The organism is Arenibacter algicola, from assembly GCF_018860365.1.
In the GTDB taxonomy this organism is placed as follows: Bacteria; Bacteroidota; Bacteroidia; order Flavobacteriales; family Flavobacteriaceae; genus Arenibacter; species Arenibacter algicola_B.
Genome location: NZ_JAHKPO010000013.1, coordinates 579,881 through 595,601 on the forward strand (window position 1 = coordinate 579,881; position 15,721 = coordinate 595,601).

Sequence of the window (15,721 nt, forward strand, 5' to 3'; positions counted from 1 at the left end):
AATTACCTATAGTTAGGAAGAAGGAATTGAATCTCGATATATGAAAAAATCTACCTTAAATACCTTGTTAGTTGGATGCTTATTCCTGACTCTAGTAGCGAAGGCTCAAAAAAATATGGAAAGGCCCAATATCCTGTTTTGCATTGCAGACGATGCATCCATGAAGAGTTTTGGGGCCTATGGTGATACTTTTGTAAACACTCCGTCTATAGATAGCTTGGCTAAGGAAGGGGTTGTTTTTAACAATGCGTATAATGGTAATCCTAAATGTTCGCCGGCAAGAGCCTGTATCCTTACGGGAAAATATAGTTGGCAACTCAAGGAGGCAGCGGACCACAATGGTCGTTTTCCTTCCGAGTTTAAGACGTATCCACAATTATTGGCCAATGAGGGGTATAATATAGGTTTTACGGGTAAAGGATGGGGACCTGGGGTTTATGATACTGAAGATAACCCCGCAGGACCTGAGTATAGCAGTATAAAATTAAAACCTCCATATAAAGGTATCAGTGATATTGATTACGCCTCCAACTTTGGTGTATTTTTGAACGAAAAAGGTGGAGAAAATCCTTTCTGTTTTTGGTTAGGAGCCAAGGAGCCCCATCGGGCCTATGAACTGGATTCATGGAAAAAGGCAGGGCGCGAATTGAAAGAAGCAGCTGTGCCTCCATTTTATCCAGATAACGACATAGTTCGTGGAGACCTGTTGGATTATGCCAATGAGGTGGAATGGTTTGATACCCAAGTAGGTCAGGCCATACAAATATTAAAGGAAAAAGGTTTGTTGAACAATACCATGATAGTAGTTACTTCTGATCATGGGATGCCATTCCCCAGAGTAAAAGGGCAGATATATGAAGAGGGATTTCACATTCCATTGATCGTTTATTGGAAGGGTAAAATATATCCTGGTCGTAAGGTGAACGATTTCGTAAGCTTTTCAGATTTAGCCCCAACATTTATGGAAGTAGCGGGGAATAAACCACATCAGCAAATGACTGGAGGAAGTCTTATAAAACAGTTGCTCTCTCCAAAATCGGGACAAATAGACCCCTCTCGTGACCATGTATTATTAGGCAAGGAGCGTCATGATGTTGGTCGTTCCAATCAGGACGGGACAGATTTGGCCTATCCAGTCCGTGCCATCCGGAATGATTCATTACTGTATGTTCATAATATAATACCAGAAAGATGGCCTGTTGGAAATCCTGAATACGGGTTTTTAAACTGTGATGGATCACCAACCAAAACTTACCTCACCGATCTACAGCCTGGGGATAAGGAATATTTCTTTTTTGAGATGAATTTTGATAAAAGGCCGGAGCATGAGCTGTATAACATTCAAGAAGATCCACATTGTATCAATAATTTAGCCGATCTACCCAAATATGCTGTGCAGATAAAAAAACTTCGCGCTCAAATGGAAACAGAGCTTATAGCTCAGGGAGACCCACGTACCTTAGGTAATGGCGATGTTTTTGACAATTATATTTATTATGGTAAGCGGTTGGATTACAATACAGGAACACGCATTTCTCCTTTAAACTATGTAAAGCAGCCCGAATAATTTGGCGCCATAAGGAATGTTATCATCAACCTATTTGCTAAGTGCCGCATGGTATTTATGCATAGGTTAAGCCCCAACAACTGCAACAACCCAAAATCGTTTTGATTTATGCTGATGACCTTGTTAGAGGACACTGGATACCCATGGTCACAAAATGAGCACCATTCCCTATGTAGATAAATTGGCCAATAAGCTTATGCAATTATAAAGAATGTTGGAGACATGTACTGCGTGATGGGAAGGGCTTGTCTACTCAAATGAACGCACCCTTGCGATTGCTGCTTAGTTACTCTGATCCCTTTTGTAAGTGGGACAAGTCTAAATAGGAAGTATGTACAGAGAGGAACATCATTTATACCCATAAATACATATTTATTCTTCAATTGACCTTCATTTACCAAGGGCAAACTCTAAATGAACCCTGCCAAGTTCCATGGTGAAGTTTTGTTAGGCCCCATACACCTTTGTATAATACTTATGGATTAGGAAGAATCCCATTAAAATACCCATAAAATAAAACCAAAATAATGAGCAAATTTTATTACAACCAAGAGCAAGAATCCTACGATGCAATTGTAGTAGGAACTGGAGTCAGCGGGGGCTGGGCGGCCAAGGAACTTTGCGAAAATGGGTTAAAGACCTTGGTGCTGGAAAGAGGTCGAATGGTCAACCATATTACGGACTATGAGACCGCAAATAAGGATGATTGGGACTTTCCGCACGGAGGAGAGCTGCCACTGGAAGAAAAGGCCAAACAGTTGAAACAGGGACGGACCCCACGTTTAACTAGGGCCGAATCTCATATGTGGTTTGTAAACGATCTAGAGCACCCTTACCAAGAAACAAAACCTTTTGATTGGATGCGTGGTTATCATGTAGGTGGGCGTTCGTTACAATGGGGCAGACATAGTTATCGTTGGAATGCCATGGATTTTGAAGCCAACAAAAATGACGGGCATGGTATAGATTGGCCTATTCGTTATAAGGATATTGCACCTTGGTATGATAAAGTGGAAACTTTCATAGGGGTTTCTGGCGAAAAAATGGGACTTCCCCAATTACCAGATGGGCAATTTTTGCCGATGATGGAACTCAACTGTGTAGAACAACATTTCAGGGAGATGGTGGCCGAAAATTTCGAGGGCCGTCCTGTAACTGTAGGTAGAATTGCCCATATTACAGGCGATAAACAATTTGAAGGTAGAACCAAATGCCAATTTAGGAACAGATGCGTTCGCGGATGTCCTTTTGGGGGGTATTTTAGCAGTAATTCATCTACCTTGCCTGCTGCCGAAAAAACAAGTAATCTAACCTTAAGGGTAGATTCCATTGTAACCGAGGTCATCTATGATCCCATTACCCAAAAAGCTAACGGTGTTAAAATTATTGATAGGCTCACCAAAGAAGAGTTGGTGTTTAAGGCCAAGGTAATATTTTTGTGTGCTTCTGCGATTGCCTCGGCTTCTATTTTATTACAGTCCAAATCCGATCGCTTCCCCAATGGATTGGGCAATGATTCCGGTCAAGTAGGTCGAAACATCATGGATCACCATTTAGGGGCAGGGGCCAACGGTAAATTTGATGGCTTTGAAGATAAATATTATAAAGGACGAAGACCTGGTGGTGTTTACATTCCTAGATTTAAAAATTTGGATATAATATCGAGAAGTAAGGACTACATCCGCGGCTTTGGATATCAGGGCGGCGCCAGTAGAAAGAATTGGCAAGAAGCCGTTGCCGAATTGTCCATGGGCAAAGACTTGAAGGAAGCTATTTTAAAGCCAGGGGGTTGGACGATGGGTGTAGGAGGTTTTGGTGAAATTTTACCTTATGAGGACAACCGAATGATTTTGGATTATGACAAATTGGACGCATGGGGATTACCAACTGTAAATTTTGATGCGGAAATACGGGATAATGAGCTAAAGATGCGTGAAGATATTGTACAACATGCGGCAGAAATGCTAAAAAAAGCGGGATTCCGTGATGTGAAGACCAATAATAGCAAGTACAATATGGGGCACGGTATTCATGAAATGGGTACTGCAAGGATGGGGCGTAGCCCCCAAACATCTGTTTTAAATGGATATAATCAGGTACATGCAGTACCTAATGTGTATATCACCGATGGTGCTTTTATGGCTTCCTCAAGTTGTGTAAATCCCTCATTGACGTATATGGCTTTTTCTGCAAGAGCCGCAAATCATGCCGCACAAGAACTTAAAAAAGGGAATATATAATGGATAGAAGAAAAGTATTGATACAGATGGGGGTGTCCCTCGGATATGTGGTGGCAACACCAACTTTAATAAGTCTGTTGCAAAGTTGCAAGAACGAAAGCGATGTGGTTTGGTCTCCAGAATTCCTAAACCAGGGCCAGGGGTTCCTGCTCATCTTGTTGGTAGATGCCATTCTGCCAAAAACGGACACTCCCTCGGCATCGGAAGTTAACGCACATATTTTCCTGGACAGTTTTGCCAAGGAGGTAATGGACAAAAAAGAACAAGACCAATTTAGGTCGACCTTGGACCAATTATTGGCAGATGCGCTAAAAGAAACCAAGAAGGAAAAATCAAGTCATCTTACAACGGAAGATCTTGCCCCAATCATGCAAAAGGCATTAAAACAAAATATTGGGGACGAACTGGCCTATGCCAAAAAAATCAGGGATCTAACAGTTTATGCCTATAAATGCAATGAATATATAGGTGAGGAAGTCCTTGCTTACCTACCCGTTCCAGGGGAATACATTCCGTGCAGCGATTTGGAAAAATTAACAGGAGGCAAAGCTTGGTCATTGTAAATTGGAAGGACGTCGTCTGTTTTAGCTTCCCTTGCACGAGCAATTTTCTGGAAAGCTTTTAACTATTCGTCGATATATCCTTTTTTGAACAAATTGAGATTATACAACATAAAGCCAAGGATAATACTTCTATATTATCAATTTACCTATCTCGTATCTCCGTTTGCAGGATTGAAAAATAGAACACCTTAGTTTTTCGCCAAAATGTATGCACAGCAACATTTTATGGACGGTTGGACACACCTATATACTATAATTTCAATTACTTCGGGTTCTCAAAGTGTCATGGGAAACCAAATTGTTGTCCCTTGCGGAGTATCACATCAAAATGAATTTAATTAAACAAATAGATTCAATGAATTTTAGGCTAGCCATTATTATCATCATTATGGGATTGTTGTTTCAGGCCTGTGCTGATAAAAGCGAAACAGCAGGGGTTGCACAGACATCGATATCCCGACCCAATATTATTCTTTTTGTTGCTGACGACCATGGAACGGATGCCCTCGGGGCATATGGGAATAAGGTGATAAAAACCCCGAATCTGGATAAATTGGCCACAGAAGGTGTACGTTTCAACAATGCCTATTGTACAAGTGCCAGTTGTGCGGCAAGTAGATCGGTAATCCTTACCGGTCAATATGGGCACGCTACTGGGTCCTATGGTCATGTTCATGATTATCACCACTTTAGCACTTATGATACAATTAAGTCCTTGCCGGTACTTCTTGAAAAGGAAGGTTATGCTACAGCACGGATAGGAAAGTACCACTTGGCACCTGAATCGGTCTACCATTTTGAACAAGAGTTAAAGGCCAACCCTAGAAATACTGTGGAAATGGCAGAAAAATGCAAAGATATTCTGGCTTCTGAAAAGCCGTTTTTCCTGTATTTCTGTACAGATGATCCGCATCGTGCAGCATCAACAAATTCAGGGCAGTGGGATGCCGCCAATAGTTTTGGAAATAAAGTGGAAGGGTTTCCGGGAGTGGAGACCATTACCTATGACCCCGATGAGGTTGTTGTGCCCGATTTTTTACCGGATTCCAAGGAAAGCAGGGAAGAAATTGCTCAATACTACCAAAGTGTTTCGAGAATAGATCAAGGTTTTGGTAGGTTGATGAAAATACTTCAAGAATCCGGAAAAGCCCATAATACCATTGTAATCTATATTTCCGATAACGGAATAGCATTTCCTGGAGCAAAAACTACTTTATACGAACCAGGTATGAAGCTGCCATGTATCATCAAGGACCCTTTCTCTAAATTGAAGAATACTACTTCGGATGCAATGATTTCTTGGGTAGACCTAACACCAACCATCTTGGACATGGCAAAAGTGGAAATCGAGGAAAAGTCATTTCATGGGCGTTCTATTAGAAATTTATTGAACGAAAAAGATGCTAAAGGTAGGGATGAAATATACGCCTCCCATACCTTTCATGAAATCACTATGTATTATCCAATGCGCGTGGTTAGGGATAAGAACTTTAAATTGATAAGAAACATAGCATGGAGATCTGAATATCCATTTGCTTCAGATTTATGGGCAGCGTCTACATGGCAGGAAGTATATATAAACAAAAAAGAGTATTTCGGTAAAAGAAAGGTGGAAGATTACCTCTTTCGTCCGGAATTTGAATTATTTGATTTGGAAAAAGATCCAGATGAAATTGTGAACTTGGCCAATGACTCTAATTATAAAGAAGTAATGGATGCCATGATCCAAAAAATGAAAGCCTTTCAAATTAAAACCCGTGATCCCTGGCTAATTACATGGGATCACGACAACTCCTTGCAAGGAACAGGAGTTAATTTATAATACAAAATTATATAATGTTGAATAAATCTAAATTTTTGGTTGGCCTCTGTTTTCTTATACTGGGGGTATCAACGGTAGTAAACGCACAGCAGCTTGTCAAAATTGAATCGAAAGTAGGGGATATGACTGCTATAGTCAGGGAAGCTCTGGAAAGGGTGACGGAAAAAGAGGTGAAACTTGTTTTTGAAAAAGGAACGTACACCTTTCTTCCAGACTTTGCCAAACAGCAATATTCCTATATTACCAATCATGGAAATGGACTGAAGAATATTATTTTTCTCTTTGAAAATTTTGATTCTGTTGAGATTGAGGGAAATGGTGCTGAATTCATATTTCACGGGCAAGTAGCGCCTTTCCAATTTAAGAATTGCAAGAAAATTAGTGTCAAAGGCCTCATTTTGGACTGGGATATTCCCTTTCTATTTCAAGGAGAAGTGGTAGCTATAGACTCGGCTCAGGGATGGAGGGATATTAGACCTCTTACAGATGGATATTCATGGGAAGTGAAGAATGACCAATTATATTTCCCTAATATAGATGGATTTTCGTTTAACGAGTTGGGGAGTACACTGGCTTTTGACCCCGAACTTAAACGGGTTTCACACGGAGCTTGGGATGTTAATAGCAATCCTAGATGGGTTGAAAAACGTTCGAACGGAATTCTTAGATTCCACGAATTCTTAAAGCAATACCCGCCAATAGGGGCTATTTTAAATTCCAAAGGGGAGAAGGAAAAGAACCGTTATGCCCCTGCCTTTCAAGTGTTGCAATCCAATAATGTCCTTTTCGAGGATATTGTTATCCATCATGCCTTGGGTATGGGGTTTTTGTTTGAAAGGACCCAGGATATTACCATTAAGAAATCTGGTATCTATGTGCCTAAGGGATCGGACAGAGTAGTCTCCACTATCGCCGATGCTACCCATTTTGCGAATTGTAAGGGCGATATACTTATTGAAGATTGTACTTTTATGCACATGTTGGATGATGGTACCAATGTACATGGTACTTACGTTGAGGTAGACCACATTGTCAACGACAATACAGTTCGTGTGGCCTTGAAGCATTTTGAGCAAATGGGATTTCAATTTGCAGATAAGGGCGATGTGCTTTGGTTTATTCAAAAGCCAAGTCCTAGTAGGACAGCAGAAAACGAGGTGGCAGCTGTGAAGTATATCAATGATCGTTATTCCGAAATTACCTTTAAAAATAAACTCCCTTCAAATTTGTCCATAGGCGATATTTTGGAAAATAAAACTTGGAATCCAACATTTACTATGCGGGGTTGTACTGTTAAGGACCATAGAGCAAGGAATATTGTATTAAAGACACCTGAGAAAATCCTTATTGAAAACAATAATTTTTCGTCTATGATGTCCTCCATATTTTTTCGGGGAGAAACTTTTTATTGGTTCGAATCCGGGGCGGTAGGAGATGTGCTGATCCAGAACAACAATTTTGAATACTGTGCCTATAGCGGTATGGAGCATGCCGTACTAAAAATTAGTCCCCGCCTAGGGACGGGTTTTGATGACACAGAAGTTTATGATCGTAATATTCGCTTTGTTAATAATTATATAGAGACATTCGACAATCGAATTGTGTGGGCAGACAGGGTAGACGGCCTGTTAATATCAGGAAATACTATCAAACAAATGTACAATGCCCCTTCTTTATATCCCAAAGCACCTATGCTTCAATTTATGAATTGTAAGCATGTAGAAATTGTAAAGAACTCGTATGAGGGTAAGAATATGAGAATTATAGAAAAGGATGAGGTTTCTTCACAAACCTTTAAGTCAAAGGCAAACAAAGGTTTTAAAATAAGGAAATGAGAAAATTTCAACTATCAAAAGGAAGTTCTGAGTGTTTTAAAATTGTGATGCTACTTTTTATTTTCCTTTGGTGCGGGGCTGGTTTTCCGCAATCGACAGATTCACTTTCAGAGAATGTGCTATTTACCACAGTAATCGCTGATGATGCTACTCCTGCTGTTTTAGCAAGGATTCGTCAGGCAAAGGAACATCCCATCTCAGAAATTAAATTTGAAATGGGAACCTATCATTTCTATCCAGATAAGGCCTTCGAAAAATTCACGCGCATTTCCAACCATGACGATGTATTGGCAAAGACGGCCATTCCTATATTTGGGATGCATGACTTGACAATTGACGGCCAAGGATCTACTTTTATCTTTCACGGTAGAATGATACCTTTTCTTATTGAAGATTCACAAAATATTACTATTACTAATGTTTCTATCGACTGGGCTGTTCCTTTCCATAGTGAGGGACTAATAGTGGCCAATGACGAGGCGAATAATTCTTTTGACATGGAGTTTTCCGAGGCATATCCCTATGAGATTAGGAATGGACAGTTAATTTTTGTCAAGGAATATTACGAGCATACCTTGGGGCAGTCCATCCTTTTTGATCCGACTCGGAATGCCATCGCCTTTAATACCGAAGTTTATACACCAATATCTGCCACACGTAACTCCACTGTTCAGCATAATCTGGATAAAATAAAGTATAAGTACAAGACCGACCCCCGTTCCAAAGTAGAGAAAGTGCGGGGAAAAGAGGATAATTTAAGGGTAGAGGAAGTTAAGCCGGGTACAGTACGTATTTTTAATCACAAACAGAAACTGCCCCCTGTTGGTCTGGTACTGGTCTGTAAGGGTGATCAGAGTCTGAATCGCCTAGCTCCAGCCTTTCGGATTACAGGAACGGACGGCTTTAACGCAAAAAATGTAAACGTTCATCACGCAGGAGGAATGGGATTGATTGCAGAGAATTCATCGGACCTTATTTTGGATAGCTTTAATGTTACTCCTTCACAAGGAAGAATGGTTTCTACCACGGCCGATGCTACCCATTTTGTTGGTTGTAGGGGCAAGGTGGTACTAAAGAACTGCACGTTTAATAATCAGTTGGACGATGCAACCAATGTTCACGGCACCTATCAGGAAGTAATGGATATCCTTAATAAAAATAGCGTCGGTGTCCGTATGGGACATGCACAGCAACAAGGATTCGCTATTGGGCGCACCAATGATACCATCGGATTGGTGAGATTGGAGTCTTCCTTTTTTCCGTATGATTATCTGACATTGAAAAGTATGGAGTATATAAACGGTAGGTATCAGATACTAACCTTTAACGAAGACCTGCCGGCTGGGCTAAATGTTGGAGATTTAATTGAAAATGTAGAAGGTTATCCAGATCTATTGGTGCAAAATTGCAATATTGGTAGAAATAGGGCTAGGGGCCTTTTAATTTCCAATCCAAAGAAAACGATTATCGAAAACAATTTTTTTAGTACCGAAATGGAAGCTATATTGGTACCTGTGGAAAGTAGCCATTGGTTTGAATCAGGGAATGCTGCCAACCTTATTATTAGGAACAATACTTTTCAGGACAGTCAACATAGTGGATTTAATAGGGGGGTGATTCGTTTTGTTACCGACGATGAAAATCACAATATTGCGTTTAGAAATATTGAAATAGCCAATAACGAGTTTCATCAATTCGACAATCTTATTTTGGAGATTTCCAATGTTGATGGATTGTTGTTCCAAGGCAATACGATAACCAATTCTGGCACCTTCCCAATACTTCACCCCAATAATCCCGCTATTACGGTGAAAGCATCAAAAAATATCCAATTCAAGAAAAACAAATATTTGGGTAAGTCAAAACAAATACTTGTGAAAGACGAATTGCTTCCCAACCTTAAGTTTAAATAATAATCAAATATTAGATAGACAATGTCATACTTTAAAATAAGAAATGGTTACTCATTACAAATTGTTGTTTTAATGACAATGATAATGGGAGTAGGTGGAAAAATAACTTATGCCCAAGAGGCAAGGCCTATAACTAATGATCAAAAACCAAATATCATATTTATCCTTACCGATGATTTAGGTTATGGCGATGTGGGCGTATTTTTTCAAAATCAAAGACAGCAGATCAACGACCGCAGTGAACCCTGGGTTTTGACACCCAACTTGGACAAAATGGCTTCTGATGGAGCATTAATGCCCCATCACTATGCGGCTGCACCCGTTTGTGCGCCTTCAAGAGCTTCTCTTTTGTCAGGTTTAAGTCAAGGACATGCCAATGTTAGGAATAGTCAGTTCGACAAGGCCTTGGCGGATAACCATACCATGGGCAACGTACTACAGAAGTTGGGCTATACAACTGCCGCCATTGGAAAATGGGGATTGATGGGTTCCAATAAATGGTCTGAGGATGGCGATAGCTGGCCTGCGCATCCCATAAACCGTGGCTTCGACTATTCCTATGGTTATATGCGTCACAGGGACGGCCACGAGCATTACCCAAAGGAAGGCCTTTATAGAGGAGCAAAGGAAGTCTATGAAAACAAAAATGAAGTAAGCAATGATCTGGACAAATGTTATACCGGTGACCTTTGGACAGCAGTAGCCAAAAAATGGATTGTAGAACAAACAAAAGGTAAAGGGGGAAAACAACCCTTCTTTATGTATTTAGCCTTTGATACCCCACATGCCGTTTTGGAACTGCCCACGCAAGCCTATCCCGATGGGGGAGGTTTGAATGGTGGGGTGCAATGGACAGGGAAACCTGGTCAAATGATAAACACAGCATCTGGAACCATAGATTCCTGGGTACATCCAGACTATATCTATGCTACTTATAATCATGATAATAATGAAGCTACACCTGAAGTGGCCTGGCCTAATGTCTATAAACGATTTGCCACGACTACTAGGAGAATCGATGATCAAGTAGGGGATATATTAAAATTGTTATCCGATTTAAATATCGATCAAAATACCTTGGTAGTATTTAGTTCGGACAATGGGCCCTCCATTGAATCATACCTGGATAATGAACCTTATGAAGCTAATTTTTTCAACAGTTTTGGTCCGTTTGATGGAATAAAAAGGGATGTCCTGGAAGGGGGAGAACGAATTCCTACTATTGCCAAATGGCCGGCACGAATCAAGGCAGGGAATATTGTAAATTCTCCATCAATATCATATGATTGGTTGCCAACCTTTACTGCTGCCGCTGGTAGTCCGGCACCAGTAAACACTGACGGAGTTTCCTTGTTGCCGTCTTTGACCAGACAAGGTAACCAACAACAGAGTCTTATCTATGTGGAATACACGCAAGGACAGCACACGCCAAATTATGACGAATTTGCACCGAATAATAGGGATAGGCTGAGGAAGGAAATGCAGATGATGCGAATCGGGGACCTGGTCGGACTACGTTACAATATTCAAAATGCCAATGATGATTTTGAGATATATAATGTTATAAGCGATACCCAACAGGCCGATAATTTAGCTGGTAATAGGGATATGCGAGAGTTGCAGCAAACTTTTAAAGAAAGAGTATTACAGGTACGTATGCCAAATTTAACCGCGCAGAGGCCATATGACAATGCGGCCATTGCAGCTAGTTCCGTAGACGGATTAACCAACGGTCTCAGTTGGAAAGCTTACCAAAGGTCGGCTCCCTGGTTGCCACAGTTAAATACATTGCCAGCTACTGCAATGGGTAATGCTACTTCTCTTGATCTAGCAGGAATAAAATTGAAGAATGGAGAGGTAGTTCTTTTTGAGGGATATATCAATATTCCAGTGGCTGGAGATTATACTTTTTCTTTGAAGTCCGGCAGTAAAGGTTTTTTAAAAATACATGAGGCAAGTGTTATCGATGCCGATTATGGATATGAGGCTGGTACAACAAGGGAGGGGAATATTAGGCTAAAAGCAGGTTATCATCCCATTAAAATTTATTGTGGTAGTGTTTCCAAGGGTGATGACTCTTTGGAATTGAGCTGGGAGGGTCCATCGTTTTCAAAATCCAAAGTCCCTGAAAATGCTTTTTTCAGTAAATAAAATTATTGAGGACTGAAATAATAGAATAACTCTTGATATGAAAAATAAGTTAGGATTAATAGTTTTATTCATGGTGGTGCAAATGGCTTTTTCACAAGAAAAACCAAATATTGTACTTCTTTTTGTGGACGACTGGGGTTGGGCCGATGTTGGTTTTAGGAACCCTAAGTTCCATACCCCCAATATTGACAAGTTAAAAAGAGATGGGCTTAATTTTGAAAGAGCCTATATAGCTACGCCTACCTGCAGTCCAAGTAGGGCATCCTTACTTACAGGCAAAGAACCGGTGCGTTTTCAAATGGTACGTCACATTATCGATAGTAAAGAAAAGGCGGCCAAGAACAATATAGCTGGAGATGAATTTAATCTATGGCCTAACGATCCCGTGCAAATGCCGTCCAGAAATTGGCTCCCGCTAGAGGAGGTTACTTATGCGGAAAAGCTTAAGGAGTATGGGTACTATAATATGTTCATTGGCAAATGGCATTTGGGAAGTGAAAAATACCACCCGATTCATCAAGGATTTGATGCCCAATACGGCACAGGAGATCATGGACATCCTGGGGATTACTATGCTCCCTTTTTTAAAACAGGGAATCCTTTACCCGAAATTAAGGAGGGTACCTACCTAACCGATGTACTGACCAATGGAGCTGAAAGGTTCATAGCCGAATATGATAGGCAACAACCTTTTATGCTTTCGCTTTGGTATTATAATGTGCACGGCCCCCATATTGGGAGAAAGGATTGGTTAGAAAAGTACCAAAAAGAAGGTTTAACTGGCAAGGATGCCCAATATGCGGCTATGGTGAGTGCCATGGATGAATCTGTAGGTCGTGTGAGAAAGGCCTTGGAGGACAAGGGGATAGCTGATAATACTGTAATCATCCTATTATCCGATCAAGGGGGATATTTCAGCAATGCTCCACTGAGCGGTGGAAAAATAGGAGGCAATACCTTGGGTGAAGGGGGTGCCAGAGTTCCATTTATTGTGCGATATCCCGGGGTGACCACAGCCAATACTACTTCTGACGTTCCCGTACAATCCATAGATGTTTTTCCAACCCTAGTGGAAATCGCATCGGGAAAGAAAAGCAAAGACAAGGGGGTTAATGGAAAAAGTTTATTTCCGCTGTTTCAAGGTGAGAATATGAAAGATCGCAATTTGTTCTTTTTCAGAAGTTATGAAGATCAATACACGGCGATTATGAATGGCGATTGGAAAATGGTGAAATACCACAGTGGGCGCCACGACCTTTTCAATATTAAAAATGATTTGGGAGAATCCAAAAATCTAATAGACTTAGAGGTTGATCAGGCAAAAAGAATGAAAAAACAACTTGAAAAGTGGGAGAAAAAAGCCGTTCCACAGTTTTAGGTCCAACCTTCAAAAGATGTTGTCCAAAATAAAATTTAAACCAATGAATAAATTAGTAGCAACCGGTATTTACTTGCTGTTCACCTGTTTTGTTTTCGCACAGGAAAGACCCAATATTATTTGGCTTATGGCCGAAGATATGAGTTTGGATCTGGAATGCTATGGTATGAAAGGTGTTAAAACACCCAACTTAAATAGAATGGCCGAAGAAGGGGTTAGATTTGATAATTGCTTTGTTACCAATCCCATCTGTTCACCAAGTCGATCAGCGATGCTCACCGGTACACACCAAGTGAAGATCAATGCCCATCACCATAGAAGCAATCGAGACGTGCCCCTTGACGAAAGTTATAAGCCTTTTACCTTTTGGTTGCGTGAAGCAGGATATACCACTATTCTTGGCCATCACGGGGTTATGGGTAAAGGGCGTAAAATAGATGCCAATTTTAAGCACGAAGCTTTGGGACCTTGGGATGGAAGGACCCAATTTGGAATTTTTGATAAGTACGATAGGTTTGAAAAAGAAGACGAGCCTTTTTTTGCCCAGATTCAGTTAGTGGCTAGCCATAGGGGCGATTGGTGGAACGAAGTTCGGGAGGAATCCAAGCACCCTGTAGACCCCAAGCAGGTTGAATTGCCAGCTTTTATGGCGGATGACCCTATAATTAGACTTGATTGGGCCAAGTACCTGGATCAAATAGAATACCTGGACAACGAAGTGGGAATGATTTTTAAGGAATTGGAGGACAAGGACATGGCAGATAACACCGTGGTTATTTTTATTGGTGATAATGGTCGTTGTAATATCCGTGGAAAAGGGTATCTGCACGATCCGGGCCTACATATTCCCTTTATTGTGTATTATCCTAAAGGGATAGAAGGAGGCCAAGTACGAAAAGATGTGGTAAGTGCCACGGATATTACCGCCACCGTATTGGATTTTGCACAAGTGAAAGTGCCGGATTACATGACCGGAAAGCCCGTGTTCGACAAGAAATTCGATAGGGACTATGTATACGCCGCACGTGACCTTTGGGACGAAGTGGAGGAAAAGTCAAGGGCGCTTACTTCCGGCAATTGGAAATACATAAGAAATGATAGACCTGAACTTCCCTACGATGCACATCAGGCTTACTTGGAGTTCTATCGGCCAGCAGTGCACGTTATGCGTCGTTTAAAGGAGGAAGGCAAACTAAGTAAAAATGAAAGACTGTTCTTTGAACCGCATAAACAGCCCGAAGAATTATATAATTTGATGGAGGATCCACAGGAATTGAACAACCTTGTGGATAAGCCTGAGTATGCCAAAATATTAAAAGAACTTAGAAAAAAGACCATTCATTATGATAAAAAAATGAGGCCTGTAAGTGATGTCTATCACCCTGTACATGCCAGTGCCGTAGATTTATTGGAATGGGTTAAAAAGGATAAACCCGAGCTGTATCAACAAATGTTGGATGGCGTTGAAATAGGTTTTCAGACTCTTGGCAAGGAGTATAAAAGTAAAAGATAGCACCTATTATAAATAATGCTAGTTGAAAAGGGAATAATTAAAAAATGGGTATTTTGAATTGCTGGGTTTTAGGCCATAAGTTTTCAATTAATTTAATTGGACTTCAGAGACCCCATTTAATTGAGATTGATTTTTGAGATTTTCAAATGGAAATAAAGTTAAGGTGTTAGTACTCCCCCCCTCTCTAAAATTACTTTTATTTTCGATCCTACCTCAATATGGACTTTAATAACAATAGCGTGATTAATTCCAGTACACTTTCTAATTTAAGTTAAAATAAGGATAATTACATATCATTTCCCGTTATATTTTAATACCTTTTCTTATTCTCCAAGAATAATAGAGGGGTTTACATCATTACTGATCTTGTCAAATTAGATAGCATTTTTTGAATTATTAGGCTCTATTTATTCATTGTGAAGTCCTCTAAGAAATACAAGCTCATTCGCCACATCCAAAACATGGTTCATGAAGCTTTTTAAATATATATCATTAGTCCTTAAGGAATTATTGCCAAATCCTTCACTAATGACCTCTGTCGGAATTCCCATAAAGCTCAGATTAGGCTCATTAAAATGTTGGGTACTACAACTATTTTGTCTAATTAGGTTGTAATTGTAATTCAAATGGGGTAATTTACTACCTTTAATAAGGGAAGATGTCAGTCTATTAAAGTCCAGCGCATAAAATGAACTTAATATTGCTTCATTGGAGTGGAGTATGTACTGGGGCATTTATT

General features: G+C 40.3%; 10 protein-coding genes. 9 read left to right on the forward strand and 1 reads right to left on the reverse strand.

Annotation, left to right across the window (positions count from 1 at the left end; translation table 11 throughout):
- Positions 1-40: 40 nt before the first annotated feature.
- From KO529_RS11110 to KO529_RS11150, 9 genes are all read left to right on the forward strand, one after another.
- A complete protein-coding gene (locus KO529_RS11110) occupies positions 41-1,567 on the forward strand; it encodes a sulfatase family protein (protein ID WP_215947930.1) in 1,527 nt (508 codons plus the stop codon).
- A 527-nt stretch (positions 1,568-2,094) separates the two neighbouring features.
- A complete protein-coding gene (locus KO529_RS11115; RefSeq protein ID WP_215947931.1) occupies positions 2,095-3,807 on the forward strand; it encodes a GMC oxidoreductase in 1,713 nt (570 codons plus the stop codon).
- Positions 3,807-4,370 carry a gluconate 2-dehydrogenase subunit 3 family protein gene (locus KO529_RS11120; protein ID WP_215947932.1) on the forward strand — a complete coding sequence of 188 codons (564 nt, stop codon included), beginning with the start codon at positions 3,807-3,809 and terminating at the stop codon, positions 4,368-4,370. The genes KO529_RS11115 and KO529_RS11120 overlap by 1 nt, the downstream gene beginning before the upstream one ends.
- 355 nt (positions 4,371-4,725) lie before the next feature.
- Entirely contained in the window at positions 4,726-6,192 is a 1,467-nt protein-coding gene (locus KO529_RS11125) for a sulfatase family protein (protein ID WP_215947933.1), read from the forward strand.
- A gap of 14 nt (positions 6,193-6,206) precedes the next feature.
- A complete protein-coding gene (locus tag KO529_RS11130) occupies positions 6,207-8,027 on the forward strand; it encodes an alpha-1,3-galactosidase-related protein (RefSeq protein ID WP_215947934.1) in 1,821 nt (606 codons plus the stop codon).
- Positions 8,024-9,940 (forward strand): alpha-1,3-galactosidase-related protein, encoded by a 1,917-nt coding sequence (locus KO529_RS11135; protein ID WP_252734372.1) that lies wholly within the window; start codon positions 8,024-8,026, stop codon positions 9,938-9,940. Before KO529_RS11130 ends, KO529_RS11135 begins: the two co-directional genes overlap by 4 nt.
- 72 nt (positions 9,941-10,012) lie before the next feature.
- Positions 10,013-12,091, forward strand: a complete 2,079-nt coding sequence (locus tag KO529_RS11140; protein ID WP_215947935.1) for a sulfatase-like hydrolase/transferase — start codon at positions 10,013-10,015, stop codon at positions 12,089-12,091.
- A gap of 37 nt (positions 12,092-12,128) precedes the next feature.
- The gene (locus tag KO529_RS11145) at positions 12,129-13,469 is read left to right on the forward strand and encodes a sulfatase (protein ID WP_215947936.1); all 1,341 of its coding nucleotides are present in this window, start codon (positions 12,129-12,131) and stop codon (positions 13,467-13,469) included.
- A gap of 43 nt (positions 13,470-13,512) precedes the next feature.
- Complete coding sequence (locus tag KO529_RS11150) at positions 13,513-14,982, forward strand: sulfatase family protein (RefSeq protein ID WP_215947937.1); 1,470 nt, start codon at positions 13,513-13,515, stop codon at positions 14,980-14,982.
- 407 nt (positions 14,983-15,389) lie between these two features.
- Here the strand turns inward: KO529_RS11150 and KO529_RS11155 are convergent, their stop codons facing one another.
- Positions 15,390-15,716, reverse strand: a complete 327-nt coding sequence (locus KO529_RS11155; RefSeq protein ID WP_215947938.1) for a hypothetical protein — start codon at positions 15,714-15,716, stop codon at positions 15,390-15,392.
- Positions 15,717-15,721: the final 5 nt, after the last annotated feature.

Bases quoted from the DNA above. Each gene is read 5' to 3' on its own strand.
- KO529_RS11110 (WP_215947930.1), top strand. From the start codon at position 41: ATGAAAAAATCTACCTTAAATACCTTGTTAGTTGGATGCTTATTCCTG.
- KO529_RS11115 (WP_215947931.1), top strand. From the start codon at position 2,095: ATGAGCAAATTTTATTACAACCAAGAGCAAGAATCCTACGATGCAATT.
- KO529_RS11120 (WP_215947932.1), top strand. From the start codon at position 3,807: ATGGATAGAAGAAAAGTATTGATACAGATGGGGGTGTCCCTCGGATAT.
- KO529_RS11125 (WP_215947933.1), top strand. From the start codon at position 4,726: ATGAATTTTAGGCTAGCCATTATTATCATCATTATGGGATTGTTGTTT.
- KO529_RS11130 (WP_215947934.1), top strand. From the start codon at position 6,207: ATGTTGAATAAATCTAAATTTTTGGTTGGCCTCTGTTTTCTTATACTG.
- KO529_RS11135 (WP_252734372.1), top strand. From the start codon at position 8,024: ATGAGAAAATTTCAACTATCAAAAGGAAGTTCTGAGTGTTTTAAAATT.
- KO529_RS11140 (WP_215947935.1), top strand. From the start codon at position 10,013: ATGACAATGATAATGGGAGTAGGTGGAAAAATAACTTATGCCCAAGAG.
- KO529_RS11145 (WP_215947936.1), top strand. From the start codon at position 12,129: ATGAAAAATAAGTTAGGATTAATAGTTTTATTCATGGTGGTGCAAATG.
- KO529_RS11150 (WP_215947937.1), top strand. From the start codon at position 13,513: ATGAATAAATTAGTAGCAACCGGTATTTACTTGCTGTTCACCTGTTTT.
- KO529_RS11155 (WP_215947938.1), bottom strand. From the start codon at position 15,716: ATGCCCCAGTACATACTCCACTCCAATGAAGCAATATTAAGTTCATTT.